Raw genomic sequence first — 25373 nt, forward strand, 5'->3', positions numbered from 1 at the left:
CGACCACTCCACCCACCGCCCCAACGCCACCTCACACTCCACCAACGACTCCCGGAACACCGACGACCACACCGCCAGCTCCCGACCCATCCCCACCCACTGCGAACCCTGACCCGGAAACACGAACACCACGCCACGCCCGCCGTTCGCCACACCCCGCGGGGAACTGGTGGACGTTCCGCCGACCACCGATCCCAGGCCCGCCACCGCGCTCTCGCGGTCTGCGGCCAGCACCACCGCGCGGTGCTCCAGTCCCGCCCGGGACAACAACGACCGACCGACATCGAGCAGTTCAGGACCGGACTCACCCGACACGAACTCGCGCAAGCGGTCGGCCTGGCCCGCGAGGGCCGCGGCTGTCTTCGCCGACACCACCAGCGGCACCGGCCCGGCACCGGCCGAAGGCTCCGGCACCGAGACCGCCACCTGCTCAGCCGGTTCAGCCTGCTCGATGATCACATGCGCGTTGGTGCCACTCATCCCGAACGACGACACACCCGCCCGACGCGCACGACCCGTCTCCGGCCACGCCCGCGCCTCAACCGCCAACTCCACCGCACCAGAAGACCAGTCCACATGCGGAGTCGGCTCGTCCACGTTCAACGTCGCCGGCACCACCCCGGACCGCAACGCCTGCACCATCTTGATCACACCCGCCACACCGGCGGCCGACTGCGTGTGCCCGATGTTCGACTTCACCGATCCCAGCAGCAGCGGCGCACCTTCGCCTCGCCCCTGGCCGTAGGTCGCCAGCAGCGCCTGCGCCTCGATCGGGTCGCCCAGCTTGGTCCCCGTACCGTGCGCCTCCACCACATCCACGTCCGACGCACCGAGACGCGCGTTGGCCAGTGCCTGCCGGATCACCCGCTCCTGCGACGGACCGTTCGGCGCCGTCAGACCGTTCGACGCACCGTCCTGGTTGACAGCCGAACCCCGCACCACAGCCAGCACCTCATGGCCGTGACGCACCGCGTCCGACAACCGCTCCAGCACCAGCACACCGACACCCTCGGACCAGCCCGTACCGTCCGCCGCACCCGCGAACGACTTGCACCGGGCGTCCTCGGCGAGGCCGTCCAGGCGGCTGAACTCGGTGAAGATGCTCGGGCCCGCCATCACCGTCACACCGCCGGCCAGGGCCATGCCGCACTCGCCGTTGCGCAGTGCCTGCGTCGCGAGATGGATCGCCACCAGCGACGACGAGCACGCCGTGTCCACCGTCACCGCGGGCCCTTCCAGGCCGAACGAGTACGCCACCCGGCCGGAGAGCACACTGGTGGCGCCGCCGGTGAGCTGGTAGCCGGCGATGTCCTCCGGAAGGTCCTTGTCGAGGCCGTAGTACGAGGAGGCGGCGCCCGCGAACACTCCGATCGGCTCACCTGCGACCGCCAGGGGGTCGAGCCCGGCCGCCTCGAACGCCTCCCATGCCGTCTCCAGCAGCAGTCGCTGCTGGGGGTCCATCGCCAGCGCCTCACGCGGCGAGATGCCGAACAGTTCGGCGTCGAACCCGGCCACGTCGTCGAGGAATCCGCCGAGCCGCGCGTACGGGAGGTCCGTGGCGTCGATGTCCCAGCCGCGGTCGGTCGGGAAGGCGGTGATGGCATCCTCCCCGGAGCGCACGAGCCGCCACAGGTCCGCGGGCGACCGGACCCCACCGGGCAGCCGGCAGGACATGCCGACGATCGCGATCGGCTCGCCGAGGTCGGTGGCGGCGCCGGAAGGCGCCTGGTCCGCCGGCCCGATCTCACCGACCAGTTCGGTGCCGAGGTGGTCGGCGAGTGCGGCCGGAGTGGGGTGGTCGAACAGCAGCGTCGCCGGCAGGCGCAGCCCGGTGGCCGCGTTGATGCGGTTCCGCAGTTCGACGGAGGTCAGGGAGTCGAATCCGAGTTCCTTGAACACCCGGTCCGGGGCGACCGCGTCCGCGCCCGCGTGCCCGAGGACGGCAGCGGCTTCGGCGCACACCAGCCCGGTGAGCAGGCGGTGCTGTTCGGCGGCGGGCAGCGCGGCGAGACGTCCGGCGAGTCCCGTTCCGCCGGTGACCGTGCCGGCGGCGCGGCGCGCGGGGGCGCGCACCAGGCCGCGCAGCAGCGCGGGCACGGGCCGCAGCGTCCGGGCGACGGACACATCGAAGCGCAGCGGCAGCAGGTACGGCAGGCCGGTGGCGTGGGCGGCGTCGAAGAGGGCGAGTCCCTCGTCGGCGGTGAGCGCGCCGCCGACGCGGGTGGCGCGGGCGAGATCGGCGGTGCCGAGGTTGCCGCTGATGGCGCTCTCCTCGGCCCACAGGCCCCAGCCGAGCGCGGTCGCGGCGAGTCCCCGGGTACGGCGGTGCTGGGCCAGGGCCTCCAGGAAGGCGTTGGCGGCGGCGTAGTTGGCCTGGCCCGGGGTGCCGAACGCGGAGGACGCGGAGGCGTAGACGGTGAAGAGAGCCAGGTCGTGGCCGGCGGTCAGTTCGTGCAGGGCGAGCACGGCAGCGACCTTGGGGCGCAGCACGCCGGTGATCCGTTCGGGCGTCAGCGCCTCGATGACGCCGTCGTCGGCGACTCCGGCCGCGTGGACCACCCCGGTGAGCGGGTGCTGTGCGGGGAGGGTGGCCAGCAGTTCGGCCAGTGCCTCCCGGTCGGTGACGTCGCACGCGGCGACTCGTACCCGTGCGCCGAGCGCGCCGAGTTCGTCCGCGAGTTCCTGGGCGCCGGGGGCGGTCGGCCCGCTCCGGCTGGAGAGGACCAGATGCCGTACGCCCCGGTGTTCGACCAGGTGCCGGGCCAGCAGCGATCCGAGGGCGCCGGTGCCACCGGTGATCAGGACAGTGCCGTCCGGGTCGAGGGCGCGCGGCAGCGTCAGGACGTTCTTGCCGACGTGGCCACCCGACCCGACGTGCCGGAAGACCTCGGCCGCCAGCCGGACGTCCCAGGTCCGCGCGGGGAGCAATGTGAGGCGGCCGGTCCGGAAGAGCGTCAGGACCTGCCGCAGCATCTCCTGCAGCCGGTCCGGGCCTGCCTCGCCGAGGTCGAAGGAGCGGTAGCTGCGGTCACCGAACGAGTCCGGGTCGCGCAGGTCGGCCTTGCCCATCTCCACGAAGCGGCCGCCGGGGGCCAGCAGCCGTGCCGAGGCGTCGACGAACTCGCCGGCCAGCGCGTTGAGGACGACGTCCACACCGCGTCCGCCGGTGCGCTCCGCGAAGGCCGTCTCGAAGCCCAGGTCACGCGAGGACGCGAGATGCGCCGCGTCCAGGCCGGTCGCCGGCCACTTGGCCGGCGAGGCGGTCCCGTAGACCTCGGCGCCCAGGTGCCGGGCGATCTGTACGGCGGCCATCCCCACGCCGCCGGCGGCGGCGTGGACCAGCACCGACTCGCCGGACGCCAGCCCCGCCAGGTCCACCAGCGCGTAGTAGGCGGTCAGGAAGGCCATCGGCACCGAGGCCGCGTCCGAGAAGGTCCATTCCTGCGGCACCGGCGCCACCATCCGCCGGTCCACCACGGCCAGCGGCCCGAAGCCGCCCTCGAACAGGCCGAAGACGCGGTCACCCGGCGCGAGGTCCGTGACCCCGGGGCCGACCTCGGCCACGATCCCCGCGGCCTCCGATCCCATGAGGGCCGAGGGGTCCGGGTACTGCCCGAGTGCGATCAGCACATCGCGGAAGTTGACCCCGGCCGCGCGGACCTCGACCCGTACCTCGCCCGGTGCCAGCGCCGCGGTCGCGTCGGAGGCGGGGGCGAGGGCCAGGTCGCGGAGGGAGCCGGAGGCCCGGTCGGCGGTGAGTCGCCAGCCCTCGGTGTCGGGCACGGCGAGGGCGCCGGACGCCGAGGCGCGGGCCAGCCTGGGGGCGAGCAGGGTGCCACCGCGCAGTGCGAGCCAGGGCTCGTCGCCGTCCGCGAGCGCGGCGAGCAGGTCGGCGCCGGTGCCTGCGTCGGTGCCGGTGCCTGCGTCGGTGCCGGTGTCGGTGTCCAGCAGGACGAATCGGTCGGGGTGCTCGGCCTGCGCGGAGCGTACGAGACCGCCCACTGCGGCCCCGGACAGACCGGTGACATCGTCACCGGGTACCGCGGCCACGGCGGCGCGGGTGACCAGCACCAGACGGGACGCGGCGAATCTCTCGTCTGCCAGCCATGCCTGGATGCCGGCCACGACCTCGGTGACGACGGCCTCGGTGTCCACGTCGGCCGCGTCAGCCACGGGCCACGCGACGACATCGGGTGCGGCACCGGAGAACCCGGCCATGAAGGCGGCGAGTCCGTCGGTGGCCGTGGCGAGCGAACCCCGCCGGGCCGGCACCGGCACGGGCGTCCAGTCGAGGATGAACAGTGAGTCGTCGTGGCGCGGGCCGACGGCGGTCGCGGTCCGCAGGGTGAGCGTCTCGACGGTGGCGACGGGGGCACCCTCGGGGTCGCTGATCCGCAGCGTCCAGGCGTCCACGCCCGCGGGTGCCAGGTGGACGCGGGCCCGGGTGGCACCGGTCGCGTGCAGGGTGGCGCCTTCCCAGGCGAAGGGAAGCCCGGCGCGGTCCGGGTCGAGGCCGGTGAGGTGCAGCGCGGCGTCGAACAGGGCGGGGTGCAGTCCGCAGCGGCCCGCCTCGCGCTGGGCGGACTCGGGCAGCTCGACTTCGGCGTACAGCTCCTCGCCCGCCCGCCACGCGGCCTTCAGCCCCTGGAAGAGGGGACCGTACGCGAAACCGGCCTCGGTGGCCCGCCCGTAGAAGCCGTCGAGCTCCACCGGTTCGGCGGCGCGCGGCGGCCATGTCCGCACGGTGCCGGTCGGAGCTGCGGGGGAGGCGGCGAGCAGGCCGACGGCGTTGCCGGTCCATTCCTCCTCGCCGTCGGGACGCGAGTGGATCTCCAACTGGCGAGTGCCGTCCTCGCGTTCGGCTCCGGCGCTGACCTGGATCTGTACGCCTCCGCGCGTGGGCAGCACGAGCGGCGCGGTGAGGGTGAGGTCCGCCACGGTCCCGCAGCCGATGTGTTCCCCTGCCTGCCAGGCGAGTTCGACGAACGCGGTGCCCGGGACGAGGACGCTGCCGAGGATGGTGTGGTCGGTGAGCCAGCTGTGCGTGGCGGTGGAGAGCCGGCCGGTGAGCAGGACCCCTCCCCCGGCGGCGAGCGACACGGCGGCACCCAGCAGCGGGTGCCCCGCCGCGCCGAGCCCGGCGGAGGTCAGGTCTCCGGAACTCAGCCGGACGCTGGGCCAGTACGCCTGCCGCTCGAACGGGTAGGTGGGGAGTTCGACGCGCCGGGCGCCGGCCGCGGCGAGCGGCGCAGCCCAGTCGACGGGGGCGCCGTGCGCATGGACGCGCGCGATGCCGTGCAGCAGCGACGCGCCCTCGTCCGCGCCGGAACGCAGGGCGGGGACGGCGGTGGTGTCCTCGGCGATATACGGGACGAGGGCGGACAGGGAACCGTCCGGGCCGAGTTCGAGGAAGCGGGTGGCGCCGAACTCGTGGGCCCGGCGCACGGCGTCGGCGAAGCGGACGGGCTCGACGATCTGCCCGACCCAGTAGTCGGGGGTGGCCGGGTCACCGGTGGCGGTGGTGAGGACGGGGATCGTCGGGGCGTGGTACGTCAGCGACCGCGCGACGGCGGCGAACTCGTCGAGCGTCGGTTCCATCAGGTGCGAGTGGAACGCGTGCGAGACGGCCAGCCGTTTCACGCGCACACCCCGCGCCCGGAACCGCTCCTCCAGCGCACCGACCGCGTCGGCGTCACCGGAAACGGTGACCGAGGTGGGCCCGTTGACCGCCGCCACATCGATCCCGTCGGGCAGCGCCAGCCCGTCCTCGGCCGCTTCGACGGCGAGCATCGCGCCGCCCTGCGGCAGCGCGTCCATCAGCCGGGCGCGCGCCGACACCAGAGCGCAGGCGTCCTCCAGCGACAGCACCCCGGCGAGGTGCGCGGCGGCCAGCTCACCGATCGAGTGGCCCACCAGCATGTCCGGGGTCAGCCCCCAGGACTCCACCAACCGGAACAACGCCACCTCGATGGCGAACAGAGCGGGCTGGGTGTACGCGGTGCGCGCGAGGAGCTCCGCCTCCTCCCCGAACATCACGGCCTTCAGGGGGCGTTCGAGGTCGACCCGCGCGCATACGGCGTCGAGCGCTTCGGCGAACACGGGGAAGGCGTCGTACAGCCCACGCCCCATCCCCAGCCGCTGCGCGCCCTGTCCCGAGAACAGGAACGCGGTGCGCCCGGGCGCCGCCGTGCCGGACTCCGTCTCCGGCACGGCCGTGCCCTCGGCGAGGCCCGCGAGCGCCCGCAGCGCGTCGTCGCGCCCCGCCGCCAGGACGACGGACCGCTCGGCCAGCGACGCACGCGTGGTGGCCAGCGAGTAGCCGAGGTCGGACAGGCGGGTGTCGGGGCGCTCGGCCAGATGCGCGTGGAGTCCGGCCGCCTGCGCGCGCAGGGCGCGCGGGGTGCGGGCGGAGAGCGGGAGCGGGGTCAGCGGCGGTTCGGCGGCCGCCGGCGACGGCACGGGCGGGGCCCCTGTGGCCGCGGGGTCGGGTTCGGGCGCCTGCTCCAGCACCGTGTGCGCGTTGGTGCCGCTCACCCCGAACGAGGAGACGGCGGCGCGCCTGGTCCGGCCTGAGCCGGGCCAGGGCCGGTTCTCGGTGAGGAGTCGGACGGCGCCGGCCGACCAGTCGACCTGCCGGGTGGGCTCGTCGGCGTGCAGGGTGCGGGGCAGCACGCCGTGCCGGAGTGCCATGACCGTCTTGATGACGCCGGCGACACCGGCGGCGGCCTGGGTGTGCGCGATGTTGGACTTCACCGAGCCGAGCCACAGCGGGCTTTCGGCGGGGCGGCTCCGGCCGTAGGCGGCCAGCAGCGCCTGCGCCTCGATCGGGTCGCCGAGCCTGGTGCCCGTACCGTGCGCCTCGACCAGGTCCACGTCGGCGGGAGCCAGGCCGGCCGAGGCCAGCGCGTCACGGATGACCCGCTGCTGCGAGGGGCCGTTCGGCGCGGTCAGCCCGTTGGACGCGCCGTCCTGGTTGACGGCCGAACCCCGCACCACCGCCAGCACGTCGTGGCCGTTGCGTACGGCGTCCGAGAGCCGTTCCACCAGCAGCACCCCGACGCCCTCGCCCCAGCCGGTGCCGTCCGCGCCGTCGCCGAACGCCTTGCACCGGCCGTCGGCCGCCAGCCCCCGCTGACGGGAGAACTCCACGAACGCGGCGGGCGTGGCCATGACGGTGACGCCGCCCGCGAGAGCCATGGTGCATTCGCCCCTGCGCAGCGACTGCACGGCCAGGTGCAGTGCCACCAGCGACGCCGAGCACGCGGTGTCCACGGTGAGGGCGGGGCCTTCCAGCCCGAAGACGTAGGAGAGCCGTCCGGACAGCACGCTCGCTACGGCGCCGGTGGCGAGGTAGCCCTCGGCGGCCTCCGGGTCTGCGGCGAGCGCGGTGGCGTAGTCCTGGCCGTTGGTGGCGGCGAACACGCCGACCCGCCCACCGCGCACCGACTTCGGGTCGATACCGGCTCGCTCGAAGACCTCCCAGGAGGTCTCCAGGAGCAGCCGCTGCTGCGGGTCCATGGCGACGGCCTCGCGCGGCGAGATCTCGAAGAGCCCGGCGTCGAACTCGGCTGCGTCGTGCAGGAATCCGCCCTCATGGCCGTAGCTGCCGCCGGACCGCTCGGGGTCCGGGTCGAGGAGCGCGTCCAGGTCCCAGCCCCGGTCGGTGGGGAAGGAGCCGACCGCGTCACGGCCCTCGGTGACCAGTTGCCACAGCTGTTCCGGGGTACGGACGCCACCGGGGAAGCGGCAGGCCATGGACACGATGGCGATGGGCTCGGAGTCCCGGTCCTGCTGTTCGCGCATTTCCTGGCGCGCCTGACGGAGCTCGCCGGTGACGAACTTCAGGTGGTCGAGCAGCTTCTCTTCGTTCGTCATCAGGATGACTCCCCGCGGGCAGGACCGTACATAGCGTCAGGATTTGCCGAATTCGTTGTGGATGAGGTCGAAGAGGTCGTCGGCGCTCGCCGACTCCAAGTCGATGTCCGCGGACTCCGGCCTGGAGCGTGCGGGTGGCACGGCCGCCGCGGCGCCGAGCCGGTCGACCAGTTCGCGCAGGCGGGCGAGCAGGACCGCTGTCTCCTCGCCGTCGGGCGGGGTCTCGGCGAGTGCCGCCTCCAGCTTCTCCAGCCGGGCGACCGCGCTCTCCCCGCCCGCGGCCGGGCCCGCACCGCTCACGAGAAGGCCGCGCAGGTGCGTGGCGAGGGCGGCGGGGGTCGGGTGGTCGAACACCAGGGTCGCGGGCAGGGTCTGCCCGGTGGCGGCATCGAGCAGGTTGCGCAGTTCGACGGCCATCACCGAGTCGGTGCCCAGGTCGCGGAACTGCCGGTCCGGGTCGATGGCCGCCGGGCTGCCGTGGCCGAGGACGGCGGCGGTCCGGGAGAGCACCAGGTCGACCAGGAGGCGCTCCTGTTCCACCTGCGACGCCCCGGCCAGCCGTTCGGCCAGACCCGGCCCCTGCCGGTCGGGCGCGGGCGGCTCGGGCCGGAGTGCGGCGGGCAGCAGGTCGAGCAGCCGCCCACCGCGCCCGGCGTCCAGAACAGCGCCGAAGCGGCTCCAGTCGATACCGGCCACGCAGAGCGTCGTCCGCTGCTCGGCGAGGGCCGCTTCCAGCGACAGAAGCGCCTCCTGCGGCGGCAGCGCTGTCACACCGGTGCGCTGCTGCTGCTCGCCCGCCGCCGTGCTCCCGCCCACGCCTGCTCCGGCCCACGGTCCCCACGCGAGGGCCGTGGCGGGACGCCCGGCCGCTCGGCGCCGCTCGGCGAAGGCGTCCAGCGCGGCGTTGCAGGCGGCGTAGGCGGCCTGCCCGAGGTTGCCGACGACCCCGGCGAAGGAGGTGTACAGCACGAAGGCGTCGAGCTCGTGGTCCGCGGTCAGTTCGTCGAGGTGCCGGACGGCCGCCAGGCGCGCGTCCAGCACGTCCGCGACCCGTTCGGGGGTGAGCGAGCCGATCACTCCGTCCTCCACCGTTCCCGCCGAGTGCACGACGGCGGTGAGCGGCAGTTCCTCCGGTATGTCCGCGACCACCTCCGCGAGCGCGGCGCGGTCGGTGACGTCGCAGGCGACGAGGGTGACGCGACTGCCGAGGGCGGTCAGTTCGGCGGCCAGCTCGGCGGCGCCGGGTGCCTCCGGGCCCCGGCGCCCGACGAGCACCAGGTGCGGCGCGCCCCGCCGGGCGAGCAGGCGGGCGGTGTGGGCGCCGAGTGCGCCGGTACCGCCGGTGACCAGCGTGGTTCCGGCCGGGCGCCACTCCTCGGCGGTACCGTCCGTGGTGCTGCGGGCGCTCTGGACGAGGCGCCTGCCGAGTACGCCGGTCCGGCGGATCGCCGCCTGGTCCTCGGGCCCGTCGGCGCCGAGCAGCGCGGCCAGCCGTGCACCGGCCCGGTCGTCCCATTCGGCGGGCAGATCGACCAAGCCGCCCCAGCCGCGGGGCATCTCCAGGGCGGCGACCCGGCCGAAGCCCCAGAGTGCCGACTGGTCCGGGTCGGGCCCCGGGTCGTCCGTGGAGACTCGCACCGCGCCCCGAGTGGCACACCACAGCGGGCCCGTCACTCCCGCGTCGTCGAGCGCCCGGGTGAGGGCGACGACGGACGCCAGGGCGCCGGAGCCCGATGCGGGCGGCAGAGCCAGCACGCCGGCCGGGGTGGCCTCCGCCGTCGCGGCGCGGAGCCGGGCCGCGAGGGCGGCGGGGTCGGTGCCTCCGGGGATGACGAGGGTACGCACGCCGGCGTGGTGAAGCGCGGAGCTGACGTCGTCGGTACCGGCGTCAGCGCCGTCGTGCCCGCCGGGCGGCGCCACCAGGAACCACGTGCCGGTCGGCCGGGCAGCCCCGTCGGCCACCGGCACCCAGCGCACCTCGTACTCGCCCTCTCCCGAGGGGGTGCGGTGCCGGGCCGGGAGGGCTTCGGGCCAGAAGCGGGTGTGCTGGAAGGGGTAGGGCGGCAGGGTGACGGGCGGGGCCTCGGGGAACACCGCCGCCAGGTCCACCGCCGTCCCCTCGACCCACAGCCGGGCGACGGCCGCGAACAGGGACTCCACCTCCGGACGGCTGCGGCGCATCGCGGGCACCGCACCGGGGACGAGGGCGGACAGGGCACCGTCCGGGCCGAGTTCCAGGAAGCGGGTGGCTCCGGTGTCATGGGCCTGGCGCATCGCGTCGGCGAAGCGGACCGGCTCACGCACCTGTCCCACCCAGTAGTCGGGGGTGGCGATGTCGCCGGGCGCGGTGGTGAGAACGGGGATCTGCGGGGCGTGGTAGGTCAATGACTGCGCGACGGCTGCGAATTCGTCCAGCATCGGCTCCATCAGCGAGGAGTGGAACGCGTGCGAGACGGCCAGCCGCTTGACCCGTACCTCCTGCGACCGAAGCTGCTTCTCCAGCGCCTCGATCGCCTCCGCCGCACCGGAAACGGTCACGGAGGTGGGCCCGTTGACCGCCGCGAGGTCCACCCCGTCCGGCAGTTCCAACTCGCCCTCAGGCAGCTCCACGGCCAGCATCGCCCCACCGGCAGGCAGGGCATCCATCAACCGCCCACGCGCCGACACCAGAGCGCACGCGTCATCCAGCGACAACACCCCCGCCACATGCGCGGCGGCCAGCTCACCGATCGAATGCCCCACCAGCACATCGGGAGTCACACCCCACGACTCCACCAACCGGAACAGCGCCACCTCCAACGCGAACAACCCAGCCTGCGCATAGACAGTCCGCTCCAACGACCCCGCGTCCTCACCGAACACCACCCCACGCAAAGGCAGCTCCAACTCCACCCGCGCACACACCGCGTCAAAAGCATCCGCGAACACCGGGAACGCCCCGTACAACTCCCGGCCCATACCCAGCCGCTGCGAACCCTGACCCGAGAACAACAACGCCGTGGAACCCTCACGTGCTGTTCCCCAAATGGCCCTGGCGGACGGCTCGTCCGTCGTCAGTGCCGCCAGGCCGTCGGAGTAGCCCGCGGAGTCCTCGGCGAGCACGACGGCGCGGTGTGACAGTCCGAGGCCCGTCGTGGCGAGTGCCCGGCCCGCCGCGACGGCGGAGACGCCAGTGTCCTGACAGAGCGTGATGAGCCCCTTCGCCCGTGCGTGCAGCGCCGTGCCGGAGTGGGCCGAGAAGGCCCAGGGCAGTACGGAGCGCTGGGCAGGTGCCGGGGGCAGGGCGACATCGGCCTGTTCCAGGACGACATGGGCGTTGGTGCCGCTGATTCCGAACGAGGAGACGGCTGCCCGGCGCGGCCGGCCGGCCCGTGGCGTCCACGGCGTGGTCTCGGTGAGGAGACTGAGGCTGCCGGTGTCCCAGTCGACGGAAGGTGACGGTTCTGCCGCGTGCAGGGTGCGGGGCAGCTCACCGTGGTGCATCGCGAGCAGCAGCTTGATGACGCCGGCGACGCCCGCCGCCGCCTGCGTGTGCCCGATGTTGGACTTCACCGACCCCAGGTAGAGGGGTTCGGAGCGGTCCTTGCCGTACGTCGCGAGCAGTGCCCCCGCCTCGATCGGGTCGCCGAGCTTGGTACCCGTGCCGTGCGCCTCCACCGCGTCCACCTCCGACGGGAACAGCCCGGCGGAGGCGAGCGCCGCGCGGATCACCCGCTGCTGCGCGGGGCCGTTCGGCGCGGTCAGGCCGTTGGACGCACCGTCCTGGTTCACCGCGCTGCCCCGCAGCACCCCGAGCACGCGGCGGCCGTTGGCCCGCGCGTCCGAGAGCCGCTCCAGCAGCAGCAGTCCGGCGCCCTCACCCCAGCCGGTGCCGTCGGCGTCGGCGGAGAACGCCTTGCAGCGTCCGTCGGCTGCCAGGCCGCGCTGGTGGGCGAACTCGACGAACGCGGTGGGTGCGGCCATGACCGTGACGCCTCCCGCGAGTGCCATCGAGCACTCCCCCGACCGCAGTGACTGCGCGGCCAGGTGCAGGGCGACCAGCGACGACGAGCAGGCGGTGTCCACCGTGACGGCCGGGCCCTCCAGCCCGTATGTGTAGGAGATCCGGCCGGAGAGCACGCTGGCCGCGCTGCCGGTTGCCACGTGGCCCTCAAGCCCCGAGCCGGTGGCGGGGAACAACCCGGCGTAGTCCTGGCCGTTGGTGCCCACGAAGACGCCGACACGGTTGCCCTTGAGCGAGGCGGGGTCCAGGCCGGCCCGCTCGAAGGTCTCCCAGGAGGTCTCCAGCATCAGCCGCTGTTGCGGGTCCATGGCCTGCGCCTCGCGTGGCGAGACGCCGAACAGATCCGCGTCGAATCCGGCCGCGTCGGGGAGGAAGGCGCCGCGACGTGCGAAGTCGGGGGCGTCGCGAAGGTCCCAGCCACGGTCGGCGGGGAAGTCGCCGACCAGGTCGAGGCCCTGGGACAGCAGTTCCCAGAACTCCTCCGGGGTGGCAGCTCCGGGGAACCGGCAGCCCATCGCGACGATGGCGACCGGGTCCTCGGGCGCGGGAGCGGCGGGCGGGGCAGGAGTCACGGTGGCGGAGGCAGCCGTGTCAGCGCCCCCAGTCAGCTCGGCGCGCAGCCAGGCGGCGAGGGCGGCCGGTGTGGGGTGGTCGAAGATCAGGCCCGCCGGGAGCGGTAGCCCGGTGGCGGCCCGCAGCGCGTTGCGCAGCTCGATGGCGGTGAGCGAGTCGAAGCCGAGGTCGCGGAACGCCTTGTCGGGCGCGACGGTGGCCGCCGTACCGTGGCCGAGCACGAAGGCGGCCAGGCTGCGCACCAGTTCCTCGGAGATCCGGCGCCGCTCGCCCTCACCCGCGGCGGCGAGGCGCGCCGCGAGGCCGTCGGCACCGGCGGCGTCGTCGGCACCTTCGGGTGTGTCGGTGGGGGCGAGTTCGCGCAGCAGCGGACTCGGTCGCGCCGCGGTGAAGCCGGCGGCGAACCGTGTCCAGTCGACGTCCGCCACGACGACGGCAGCGGCCGTCCCGTCGCCGTCCGCGACCGTGCCGCCGAGCATCCGGCTGAGGACGGTGACGGCGAGGTCCGGCGGCAGGGGGGTCAGTCCGGAACGGCGCAGCCGCTGGGTGAGGGCCTCGTCCTCGGCCATGCCGGACTCGGCCCACGGCCCCCAGCCGATGGACGTGGCCGGCAGTCCCTGGGCGCGGCGGCGCTCGGCGAGGGCGTCGAGGTGGGCGTTGGCGGCGGCGTAGTTGGTCTGGCCCGCCGTGCCGACGGCGCCGGTGAAGGACGAGAAGAGGACGAAGGCGTCGAGCGGGAGGTCGCGGGTGAGGGCGTCGAGGTTCTCGGCGGCCAGGGTCTTGGCCCGGAGCACCTGTTCGAAACGATCGGGGGTCAGGCCGTCGAGTACCCCGTCGTCCAGCACGCCGGCCGCGTGGACGACGGCGGTGAGCCGGTGCTGCTCGGGTATCCCGGCGAGCAGGGCGGCGACCGCGTCGCGGTCGGCGACGTCGCAGGCCACGGCCGTCGCCGTGGTGCCGGTCGCCGCCAGTTCGGCGGTCAGCTCCGCGACGCCGGGCGCCTCGGGTCCGCGCCTGCTGACGAGCAGCAGCCGGGTGTGGCCGCGCGCGGCGAGCAGGCGGGCCACCTGGGCGCCGAGCGCTCCGGTGCCGCCGGTGATCAGCACCGTGCCGTCGGCGCGGGGCGCGGGCGCGGTGGCCGGGGAACTCGGTACGGCGGCGACGAGGCGGCGGGCGAAGACGCCTTCGGCCCGGATCGCCACCTGGTCCTCCACCTCGCCCGCGCGTGCGTCACCGGCGGCGAGGACGGCGCAGAGCCGGTTCCCGGCGCGGGCGTCGAGGGTCTCGGGCAGGTCGATCAAACCGCCCCAGGCGTGCGGGAGTTCGAGGGCGGCGCCCCGGCCGAAGCCCCAGATCTGGGCTTGGGCGGGGTCAGGCGGGCCGTCGGCGCGGCCGATCGAGACCGCGCCCCGGGTGAGGGCCCACAGCGGAACGTCGGCGTCGGCGCAGGCCTGGGTGAGGGAGAGCGTGGCGGCGAGCCCACGCCCGAGGGCCGCCCCCGTGCGCAGCGCACCGGGGCCGGTCCCCAGCAGCGAGACGACTCCGGCGAGTTCGCCGCAGGAACGCAACTGGTCGGCGAGGGCGGTGCGGTCGGCGCCGGGGTCCGGCAGGGCGAGGACGGTGGCGCCGCTTCGCCGCAGCGCATCGGCGACCTGGGCGTACAGGTTGTGTGGATTGCCCTCGTTCTCCGGGCTGTGCGGGCTGTCCGGGCTGTCCGGGCTGTCCGGGCCGACGATGAGCCAGGCGCCGTCGAGTACGGCGGGCGCCGGGGCGACGGGCCGCCAGACCGCGCGGTAGTACCAGGTTCCGACGGCCGCCTCGGTGCGGCGGCGGTCGTGCCAGGACGCGAGGTGCGGCATCAGGCCGGCCAGCCCGCGTCGCGTCTCGTCGTCGGGCAGCCCCAGGGTGTCGGCGAGCCGGTCGACCTCGCGCCCGGCCACGGCCGTCCAGAAGCCGTCCTCGGAGCGTTCGCGGGGGGCCGTGGCGCCTTCGTCGGCGACGGTGTCGGGCCAGTAGCGCTGGTGCTGGAAGGCATACGTCGGCAGCTCGACGGCGTGGCCCGCGAGCGGTGCGAAGTACCGGTCCCAGGCGATGTCGGCGCCGTTCACGTACATCTCGGCGATGGCTCGCAGCACCGTGGCGTGCTCGTCGTGGCCGGAGCGCAGGGCGGGGACGACGGTCACGTCCTCGACGAGGTGCGGGACGAGGGCGGACAGGGCACCGTCCGGGCCGAGTTCCAGGAAGCGGGTGGCGCCCGCCTCGTGAGCACGGCGCACCGCGTCGGCGAAGCGCACCGGCTCCCGCACCTGTCCCACCCAGTAGGCGGGGGTGGCGATATCGCCGGGCGCGGTGGTGTCCACGGGGATCTGGGGGGCGTGATAGGTCAACGCCTCGGCTACGGCTGCGAATTCGTCCAGCATCGGCTCCATCAGCGAGGAGTGGAACGCGTGCGAGACGGCCAGCCGCTTGACCCGTACCCCCTGCGACCGAAGCTGCTTCTCCAGCGCGGAGATCGCCTCCGCCACACCGGAAACAGTCACGGAGGTGGGCCCGTTGACCGCCGCCAGCTCCGCCCCGTCGGGAAGCTCCAGCGACTCCTCGGCCAGCTCCACGGCCAGCATCGCCCCACCGGCGGGCAGGGCATCCATCAACCGCCCACGGGCGGACACCAGAGCGCACGCGTCATCCAGCGACAACACCCCCGCCACATGCGCGGCGGCCAGCTCACCGATCGAGTGCCCCACCAGCACGTCCGGGGCCATCCCCCAGGACTCCACCAACCGGAACAGCGCCACCTCCAGCGCGAACAACCCCGCCTGAGCGAACACCGTCCGCTCCAACTGCCCAGCTTCCTCACCGAACACCACCTCACGCAGCGGCAGTTCCAACTCCACCCGCGCACACACCGCGTCAAAAGCGTCCGCGAACACCGGGAACGCCCCGTACAACTCACGGCCCATCCCCAGCCGCTGCGAACCCTGGCCGGTGAACAGGAACCCCGTCCGCCCGGGCGCCACGACACCGTGCGGCGCCTTGCCGCGTCCTGCCGCCAGCGCGTCGAGTTCGCGCAGCAGTTCCTCGCGCCCCGTCCCGAGTACCACCGCGCGGTGCTCCAGGGCCGCGCGCCGGGTCGCCAGCGAGAGCCCGACATCGGCCGGCTCCTCGGCTGCGGCCGTGGCGCGCAGCCGGGCCGCCTGGGCGCGCAGGGCCTCCGGGGAGGCTCCGCTCAGCATCCAGGGCACGAGCGTGTCCGGCGTCCGCGGACCCGGGAGGGGGGCGGGTTCGTCCGGTGCCTGTTCGATCATGGTGTGGGCGTTGGTGCCGCTGATCCCGAACGAGGAGACCGCCGCGCGTCGGGGTCGCCCGGCCGAGGGCCATTCCCGCTCCTCGGTGAGCAGTTCCACCGATCCGGACGACCAGTCCACGTGTGGCGAGGGCTCGTCGGCGTGCAGGGTGCGGGGCAGCACGCCGTGCCGCAGCGCCATGACCGTCTTGATGATGCCGCCGACGCCTGCCGCCGCCTGGGTGTGCCCGATGTTGGACTTCAACGACCCGAGCCACAGCGGCTGTTCGGCGTCCCGCTCCTGCCCGTAGGTGGCCAGCAGCGCCTCCGCCTCGACCGGGTCGCCGAGCTTCGTTCCGGTGCCGTGCGCCTCCACCAGGTCCACGTCGCCGGGCTCCAGGCCGGCGTCGGCGAGGGCGGCGCGGATGACCCGCTGCTGCGAGGGGCCGTTCGGGGCCGTGAGGCCGTTGGACGCACCGTCCTGGTTGACGGCCGAGCCGCGCACCACCGCGAGGACGTCGTGCCCGTTGCGCCGCGCGTCGGACAGCCGCTCCACCAGCAGCACACCGGCGCCCTCGGACCAGCCGGTGCCGTCCGCGTCCGCCGAGAAGGACTTGCAGCGGCCGTCGGGCGCGAGCCCGCGCTGCCTGCTGAAGTCCACGAACACGCTGGGTGTGGACATCACGGTGACGCCGCCGACGACGGCCATCGAGCACTCGCCCGCACGCAGCGAGCGGGCGGCCAGGTGCAGCGCGACCAGGGAGGACGAGCAGGCGGTGTCCACGGTCACGGCCGGGCCCTCCAGCCCGTACGTGTAGGCGATCCGGCCCGAGACCACGCTGCCGGCGCCGCCGGTGGCCCGGTAGCCCTCGGTCTCGGGGAGGGCCTCGGCGGCAGATGCGTAGTCGTGGTACATGACGCCGGCGAAGACACCGGTGTCGCTGCCGCGCAGGGCGGCCGGGTCGATGCCGGCCCGCTCGAAGGTCTCCCAGGACAGCTCCAGCAGGAGTCGCTGCTGCGGGTCCATGGCCAGCGCCTCGCGCGGCGAGATGCCGAACAGCTCGGCGTCGAACTCGGCGGCGTCGTGCAGGAAGCCGCCGTACCGTGCGTAGGTGGTGCCGGTGCTGGACGGGTCGGGATCGTGCAGGCGCGCGAGGTCCCAGCCGCGGTCGGTGGGGAAGCCGGTGATGCCGCCGCGGCCTTCCCGGACCATCCGCCAGAGTTCGTCGGGGCTGTCCACCCCGCCCGGGTAGCGGCAGCTCATCGCGACGATGGCGATCGGGTCGTCCGCTGCGTCGGTGTTCCGCGAGCGCGGTGCGGCCGCGACGGCGGCCGTACCGCTCAGCTCCTCGCAGAGGTGGGCGGTCAGCGCGGCGGGGCTGGGGTGGGAGAAGACCAGGGTGGCGGCCAGCCGCAGTCCGGTGGCGGCGGCCAGCCGGTTGCGCAGTTCGACGCCGGTGAGGGAGTCGAACCCGAGGTCCTTGAAGGTCCGGCCGGTGTCCACGCCCGTACCGGAGGTGTGCCCCAGCACGGACGCGACGGTCGTCCTTACCAGCTCCTCGACGGCGCGGGTCCGCTCGGGCTCGGGCAGGGCCGCGAGGCCGTCGCTCTCCGCGGACGACGTGGCGGCGGCCGAGCGGAGCACGGGGCGCGCCAGGTGCCGCAGCAGCGGCGGTGCGGGGCCGTCACCGGGGACGGGTTCGGCGGCCATGGCCAGTACGTGGGCGGGCCCGGCGGAGACGGCCGCGTCGAGCAGCCCCACGCCCCGGGCGGGGTCGAGCGCGCCGCCGAGCGCGGCGAAGCGCGCGCGGTCCGCCGTGCCGAGTCCGGCGGCCATGCCCTCGGTGCCGCCCCACAGGCCCCAGCCCACCGCGACGGCGGGCAGGCCCTGGGCGCGGCGGCGGGCGGCGAGTCCGTCGAGGAAGGCGTTGGCAGCCGCGTAGGACGCCTGGCCGGCGGTGCCGAAGGAAGCGGCGACGGACGAGAACAGCACGAAGGAGGTGAGGTCGAGACCGCGGGTCGCCTCGTCGAGGAGGGCCGCCGCCTCGGCCTTGGGGCGCAGCACCGCGGCGGCCCGTTCGGGGGTCAGTGAGGTCAGCAGGCCGTCGTCGAGGACGCCCGCGGTGTGGACGACGGAGGTGATGGGGTGGTCGGCGAGCACCCGGCCGAGGTCGCCCCGGTCGGCGGCGTCTCCGGCGACGACCACCACGGTGGCGCCCCGCGCGGTCAGTTCGGAGGCGAGTTCGGCGGCGCCCGGCGCCTCGGTGCCGCGACGGCTGAGCAGGACCAGGCCCGCGACCTCGTGCGCGGAGACCAAATGGCGGGCGACGCGGGCACCGAGCGCCCCGGTGCCGCCGGTGATGAGGACGGTGTCCCGCGGGCCCCACGGCGGCTCGGCGCCGGCCCGCAGCCGGGTCGCGCGCGGGGTCAGCGCGGTGCCGGCGCGCACCGCGGTCTGCGGTTCGTCGGCGGGCAGGCCGGTGGCGAGGGCGGAGGCCGACGCGGCCGTGCAGTCCAGGTCCACCAGGCCGAACCGGCCCGGGTGTTCGGCCTGCGCGGACCGCAGCAGGCCCCAGACCGCGGCGGCGGCGGGGTCGACACTCTCACCGTCAGCTGTGGCGACCGCGTTCCGGGTGACGACGAGCAGCCGGCCACCGGCGAAGCGCTCGTCCTCCACCCAGGCGTGCAGCAGGCCGAGTACGGTGGTGACCGTGTCGTGCGTGCGCCGCGCCAGGTCCGCGCCGGCCGCGGACGGGTCCGGTCCGGCGCCCACGCAGGCGAGCAGCGTGCCGGGCACGGCCCGCACGTCGGCCAGGGCGGCGAGGCCGGGGAAGCGGCCAGCCGCGGTGACCGTGTCGAGCAGTTCGGTGGTGCCCACCGGTACGGCCGCGAACGGCACTTCGCGGTCCCCGTCGCCCGCGGGGGTCCATTCGACGCCGTAGAGGACACCGGAGGAGGTGCCGCCCAGCCGGTCGGCGGTCACGGGCCGGAAGGCGAGCGACCGCACCGTCAGCACGGGCGCGCCCGTCGGGTCGGTGAGGCGGACCGCGTACTCGTCGGCGCCGAGACCGGTCACGGTGACGCGCACCGCGGTGGCGCCGACGGCGTGCCGGGTCACGCCGGACCAGGCGAACGGCAGCAGGGTCGCTCCGTCCTCGCGGAGGAGCCCGGTGGCACCGAGCCCGTGCAGCGCGGCGTCGTACAGCACGGCCTGCGGTCCCTCGGGCAGTTCCACCTCGGCGTGGACGGTGTCCCCGTCGCGCCAGGCGGTGCGCAGGCCCCGGAAGGCGGGGCCGTAGGCGAGTCCGGCGGCCGCGAGTGCGTCGTAGGCGGGTGGGGTGGCCGTACCAGTGGGCGGCCACGGGTCGCCCGCGCCGGGAATGTCCTCGGTGGGGCGGACCGGCTCCAGGACGCCGACGGCATGGGTGGTCCAGTGCGCTCCGGAGTCGCCGTCGGGTCGGCTGTGGATCTCGACTGCCTGATCGGCCACGGTCATCTGGATCTGGACGCCGCCGTGTTCGGGCAGGACCAGCGGCTCGCGCAGGGTCAGTTCGGCGAGCCCCGGCAGCCCGGCGTCGGCTCCCGCGTGGAGGGCGAGATCGACCAGGGCGGTTCCGGGCAGCACGATCCGGCCGTGGACGACGTGGTCGGCCAGCCAGGGGTGGGTGGCCAGGCCGAGGACGCCGGTCCACACCAGCCGGCCGTCGCCCGCCAGCGGCACGACGGCGCCCAGCAGCGGATGGCCGGCTGTGGCCAGGCCGACGGCGGCCAGCGCGGTCGTGGAGGAGGTCTGGGAGGTCCAGTAGCGGGTGTGCTGAAAGGCGTAGGAGGGGAGTTCGACCGGGCGGGGGCCGCCCGAACCGGCGAGGGCCGTCCAGTCCAGCGCCACGCCTCGGGTCCACAGCGCGGCGGCTGCCTGGGCGGACGCGGTGTCGTCCTGGCCGCGACGCAGCAGCGGTACGGCGACAGCCTCCTCCAGCAGCAGCGGGACGAGGGCGGACAGGACGCCGTCGGGGCCGAGTTCCAGGAAGGTGCGCACCTCGGGGAGCGAGGCGAGGGCGTCGGCGAAGCGGACCGGCTCACGGATCTGCCCCACCCAGTAGGCCGGGGTGTCGATGGCGCCCGGGGCGGTGGTGCGGACCGGAATCCGCGGGGCGTGGTAGGTCAACGACTCCGCCACAGCGGCGAATTCGTCCAGCATCGGCTCCATCAGCGAGGAGTGGAACGCGTGCGAGACCGCCAGCCGCTTGACCCGGACCCCCTGCGACCGAAGCCGCTCCTCCAGCGCGGAGATCGCCTCCGCCGCACCGGAAACCGTCACGGACGTGGGCCCGTTGACCGCCGCGAGGTCCACCCCGCCCGGCAGCTCCAACTCGCCCTCGGCCAGCTCCACCGCCAGCATCGCCCCACCGGCGGGCAGGGCATCCATCAACCGACCCCGCGCCGACACCAACGCGCAGGCGTCTTCCAGCGACAACACCCCCGCACAGTGCGCCGCGGCGATCTCCCCCACCGAGTGCCCCACCAGCACGTCCGGGGCCGTCCCCCAGGACTCCACCAGCCGGAACAGCGCCACCTCCAGCGCGAACAACCCGGCCTGGGCGAACACCGTCCGCTCCAGCTGCCCGGCGTCCTCACCGAACACCACGTCACGCAAGGGCAGTTCGAGATCCACCCGTGCGCACACGGCGTCGAAGGCGTCCGCGAACACCGGGAACGCCACGTACAGCTCACGGCCCATCCCCAGCCGCTGCGACCCCTGACCTGCGAACAGGAACCCGGTACGCCCGGGCGCCGCGACGCCACGCAGCACACCCGCCGTGTCGTGGCCCGCCGCCACCGCCTCCAGGCGGGTCGCCAGTTCTTGGCGGTCAGCGGCGAAGACGGCCGCCCGGTGGTCCAGGGGGAAGCGGGTGACCGCCGAGGAGCGTGCGATCGCGGGCAGCGGCACGGACGGTTCGGCGTCCAGGAAGGCCCGCAGCCGGGCAGCCTGGTCGCGCAGGGCGGCGGCGCCGTGTCCGGAGAGGAGCACGGGAAGCGCGAGGCCGGACCGGTGCCCTTCCTCGTCCCGGACGGCCGGATCGGGCACCGGATCGGGCGCCGCATCGGGTGCCGCCTCGATCACCGCGTGGGCGTTGGTGCCGCTGATCCCGAACGAGGACACACCGGCCCGGTACGGCCGGTCCGCGGGGGGCAGGGTCACGTTGTCGGTGAGCAGCTTCACGGCGCCGGCCGACCAGTCCACGTGTGGCGTCGGTTCGTCGGCGTGCAGGGTGCGGGGCAGCACGCCGTGCCGCAGTGCCATGACCGTCTTGATGACGCCGGCGACACCGGCGGCGGACTGGGTGTGGCCGATGTTGGACTTCAACGAGCCCAGCCACAGCGGCCGTTCCGCGTCCCGGTCCTGTCCGTAGGTGGCCAGCAGCGCCTGCGCCTCGATCGGGTCGCCCAGCCGGGTGCCGGTGCCGTGCGCCTCCACCACGTCCACATCGGAGGGCTCCAGACCGGACGCCGCGAGGGCCGCGCGGATGACGCGCTGCTGTGCCAGGCCGTTGGGCGCCGTCAGCCCGTTGGAGGCCCCGTCGGAGTTGACGGCGGATCCCCGCAGCACGGCCAGGACGTGCTGTCCGTCGGCCAGCGCGTCGGAGAGGCGGCGCAGGACCAGTACGCCCACGCCCTCGGACCAGCCGGTGCCGTCGGCCTCGGCTCCGAACGCCTTGCAGCGGCCGTCCGGGGAGAGGCCGTCCTGCCGCGCGAACTCGACGAGGACGCCGGGGGTGGCCATCAGGGTGACGCCGCCGGCCAGGGCGGTGGAGCACTCGCCCGCGCGCAGCGACTGCGCGGCCAGGTGCAGCGCCACCAGCGACGACGAGCACGCGGTGTCCACGGTCACCGCGGGGCCGTCGAGCTCGAAGGCGTAGGCGATCCGGCCGGAGGCCACGCTCGCGGTCGTACCGGTCAGCAGATAGCCCTCGGAGCTCTCGGCCGGTTCGTGCATCCGGGGGCCGTAGTCCTGCGCGGTCGCGCCGACGAAGACGCCGGTGCGGCTGCCGCGCAGCTCGGCCGGGTCGGTGCCGAGCCGCTCCAGGGCCTCCCAGGTGACCTCAAGGAGCAGCCGCTGCTGCGGGTCCATGGCGGTGGCTTCGCGCGGCGAGATTCCGAAGAGCGCGGCGTCGAAGCCCGCGATGTCGTCCAGGAACCCGCCGGCCGTGGGAAGGGTGGTGTCCAGCGCGGCCAGAGACGGCTGCCAGCCCCGGTCCTCGGGGAGGCCGGTCAGCACCTCGCGGCCCTCGCTCAGCGCTTCCCACAGCGCGGCGGGCGAGTCGATGCCGCCGGGGAAGCGGCAGGCCATGGCGACGATGGCGACGGGGTCGTCGGCGTCGGCGCGCTCCGCGGAGGCGGTGGCGGTGGCGGTGGCCGTGGCGCGGGAGGAGCCGGCGGGGTCCTCACCGCGCAGCGTGTCGCACAGACGGCGGGCGGCCGCGGCCGGGGTGGGGTGGTCGAAGAGGAAGGTCGGCGCCAGGGTGAGCCCGGTGGCGGCGGCGAGCCGGTCCCGCAGCTCGACCAGGGTCAGGGAGGCGATCCCGAGCCCCTTGAAGGTCTGTTCCGGGTCGATGTCCCCGGCCGTGGCGAACCCGCCGACCACGGCGGCGTGGGACAGGACCAGCTCCCGCACCGTGCCGCGGGCGGACTGCGCTGACAGTGCGCGCAGTCGGCCGCGCAGCGAGTCGTCCGCGACCGCGGCGGCATCGCCGTCGGCGCCGGTGCCAGGGGCCGCGGCCTCCCGGGCGGGCTCGGCGGAGCCGTCCCACCGCTCGGCGGCCGCGCCGGGCCGCCAGTGGCGCTCCCGCTGGAAGGCGTACGTGGGCAGGTCGACGACCGCGCCCGGCGGGGCGGGCAGACGGACGTCCCGGCCGTGGGCGAGCAGTTCGGCGGCGGAGCCGAGCAGCCGCGCGAGCCCGCCTTCACCGCGCCGCAGCGAGCCGGTCACCACGGTCTCGTGCACGTCCAGTTCGGCCAGGGTGTCGCGTACGGCGGCCGCCAGCACCGGGTGCGGGGTGGCTTCGACGATGAAGCGGAAGTCCTCGGCGGCCAGCCGCCGGACGGCGGTGGCGAACTCGACGGTGGACCGCAGGTTCCGGTACCAGTAGGCGGCGTCCAGCCCGGCAGTGTCCGTCCACTCGCCGGTGACGGTGGAGAGGAACGGCAGCTCGGACGTGCGGGGTTCGATGTCCGCGAGCGCGGTCAGCAGCTCGTCGCGGATGAGTTCGACGTGCGCGGAGTGCGAGGCGTAGTCCACCGGGATCCGCCTGGTCTCGACGCCGTACGACACGCACCGTGCCGCGAAGTCGTCGAGGGCGTCGCCCGGCCCCGAGACCACGACGGCGGTGGGCCCGTTGTCGGCGGCGATGGAGAGCGCGGGCACGTCGTCGAGCCACGGGCGCACCTGCGCCACCCCGGCCTGCACGGACAGCATCCCGCCCTGCCCGGCGAGGGCGCCGAGGGCGCGGCTGCGGAGCGCGACCACCTTGGCCGCGTCCTCCAGCGACAGTGCGCCCGCCACGCAGGCCGCGGCGATCTCGCCCTGGGAGTGTCCGGCGACGGCGTCGGGCGCGACGCCCAGCGACCGCCAGGTCTCGGCCAGCGCCACCATCACGGCGAAGAGCGCGGGCTGCACCACGTCGACCCGCTCCAGCGTGGGCGCGCCCTCGGCGCCGCGCAGGACGTCCGTCAGCGAGAAGTCGGTGTGCGGGGCGAGCGCTTCGGCGCAGGCGTCGATCGTGCGGGTGAACACCTCGTCGGTGTCGAGGAGTTCGGCGGCCATGGCGGGCCACTGCGAACCCTGCCCGGAGAAGATCATGGCCAGCCGGCCGGTGCGCGCGGCGCCCTCGCTGACGCCGGTCGCCGGGAGCCCGGCGGCCACCGCGTCGAGCTGCGCGAGCAACTGCTCCCGGTCACCGGCGAGGAGCACGGCGCGCCGGGCGAAGCGGGTGCGGGTGGTGGCCACCGAGTGCGCCACGTCCGCCACGGCCAGGTCAGCGCCCTCCACCGCGTCCTTCAGCCGGGTGGCCTGGGCGCGCAGCGCCCGCGCGGTGTGGCCGGAGACCAGCACGGGCACGGGCAGTGCGCTCCCGTCGGCGGCCGGGTCCTGGCGCAGGGAATCGGCCGCCCGGGCCGCCGGGTCGGTGGCCGGACGGGCCGCCGGGTCGGGTGCGGGGCCCAGCACCAGGTGGCAGTTGGTGCCGCCCATGCCGAACGAGCTGACTCCGACGAATCCCCCGCCGCCCAGGGGCGCCGCCTCGGTCTCCACTCGAAGGTTCAGCCGTTCCAGCGGGATACCGGCGGGCGCGGAGCGGAAGTTGAGGCTCGGCGGCACGACGCCGCGCTCGACGGCGAGCGTGGCCTTCAGCAGGCCGGCGATGCCGGCGGCGCCCTCCAGGTGCCCGATGTTGGTCTTCACCGAACCGACCGGCAGCGGCGCGGTGCGTGCGGCGCCGAGGACGGCGCCGAGAGCCGCGGCCTCGACGGGGTCGCCGACCGGGGTGCCGGTGCCGTGCAGTTCGACGTAGCCGACCGCGTCGGGGGCGACCCCGGCGCGGGCGTACGCGGCGCGCAGGACGGCCTCCTGGGCGGCGGTGCTGGGCGTGGTGAGGCTGGGGCCGCCGCCGTCGTTGTTGACGGCGCTGCCGTGGATGACCGCGTGGACACGGTCGCCGTCGGCGAGGGCGCGGGCCAGCGGCTTGAGGACGACGACCCCGCCGCCCTCACCGCGTACGAAGCCGTTGGCGCGTTCGTCGAAGGTGAAGCAGCGGCCGTCCGGGGAGAGTCCGCCGAAGCGCAGCGCGGAGACGGTGCTGTCGGGGGCCAGGATGAGGTTGACGCCACCGGCGAGCGCCAGCTCGGACTCCCCGCGCGCCAGGCTCTCGCACGCGAGGTGGACGGAGACCAGGGAGGAGGACTGGCCGGCGTCCACGGTGAGGCTGGGGCCGCGCAGTCCCAGGGTGTAGGACAGGCGGTTGGCGATGAGGCCGCGCTGCAGCCCGGGCATGGAGTGCCGGTCGATGCCCGCGCCACCCTCGCGGTGCAGGAGGGCGGCGTAGTCGTCCCAGATCGCTCCGAGGAAGACACCGGTGCGGCTGCCGCCGAGGTCGGCGGGGATGTGCCGGGCTTCCTCCAGCGCCTCCCAGGCGAGTTCGAGAGCGAGGCGCTGCTGCGGGTCGGTGGCGGCGGCCTCGCGCGGGGAGATGCCGAAGAAGCCGGCGTCGAAGTCGGCGGCGCGTTCGATGAATCCGCCGTGCGTGGCTCCGGGAACGCGCACGCGGTCGGCGGGGGTCTCGGTGATCGCGTCGGTACCCGTGGCGAGCAGGTCCCACAGCGGTGCGGGGCCGGGCGCGCCGGGCAGCCTGCACGCGTACCCGATGATCGCGAAGGCCTCGGAACCACCGGTGTACGTCTCCGACATGAATGCCCCGAAATCACTTGACGGCGCGGAATCGCCGGACCCGAATCCGGCCGGCTGCCAGGGCAGGCGGTTACGCGCCCACCGTGTTCCGGCCACTCTTCCTCGACTGAAGCACTCGGACGCTAGCCAGGGGCGTGACAGGCGGCCAACCCCTAGCCTCCGCGCCGCCGCCCCTG

General features: G+C 74.8%; 2 protein-coding genes. Both read right to left on the minus strand.

Annotated elements, in window-relative coordinates; all coding sequences use genetic code 11:
* A partial coding sequence (locus tag E0D90_RS28400) for an SDR family NAD(P)-dependent oxidoreductase (protein WP_438827356.1) occupies positions 1–7878 on the minus strand: 7878 nt, incomplete at its 3' end.
* 33 nt (positions 7879–7911) lie between these two features.
* Positions 7912–25197, minus strand: a complete 17286-nt coding sequence (locus tag E0D90_RS00640) for a type I polyketide synthase (RefSeq protein ID WP_130796218.1) — start codon at positions 25195–25197, stop codon at positions 7912–7914.
* Positions 25198–25373 lie beyond the last annotated feature (176 nt).

It is taken from the genome of Streptomyces otsuchiensis, assembly GCF_004305975.1.
GTDB lineage: Bacteria > Actinomycetota > Actinomycetes > Streptomycetales > Streptomycetaceae > Streptomyces > Streptomyces otsuchiensis.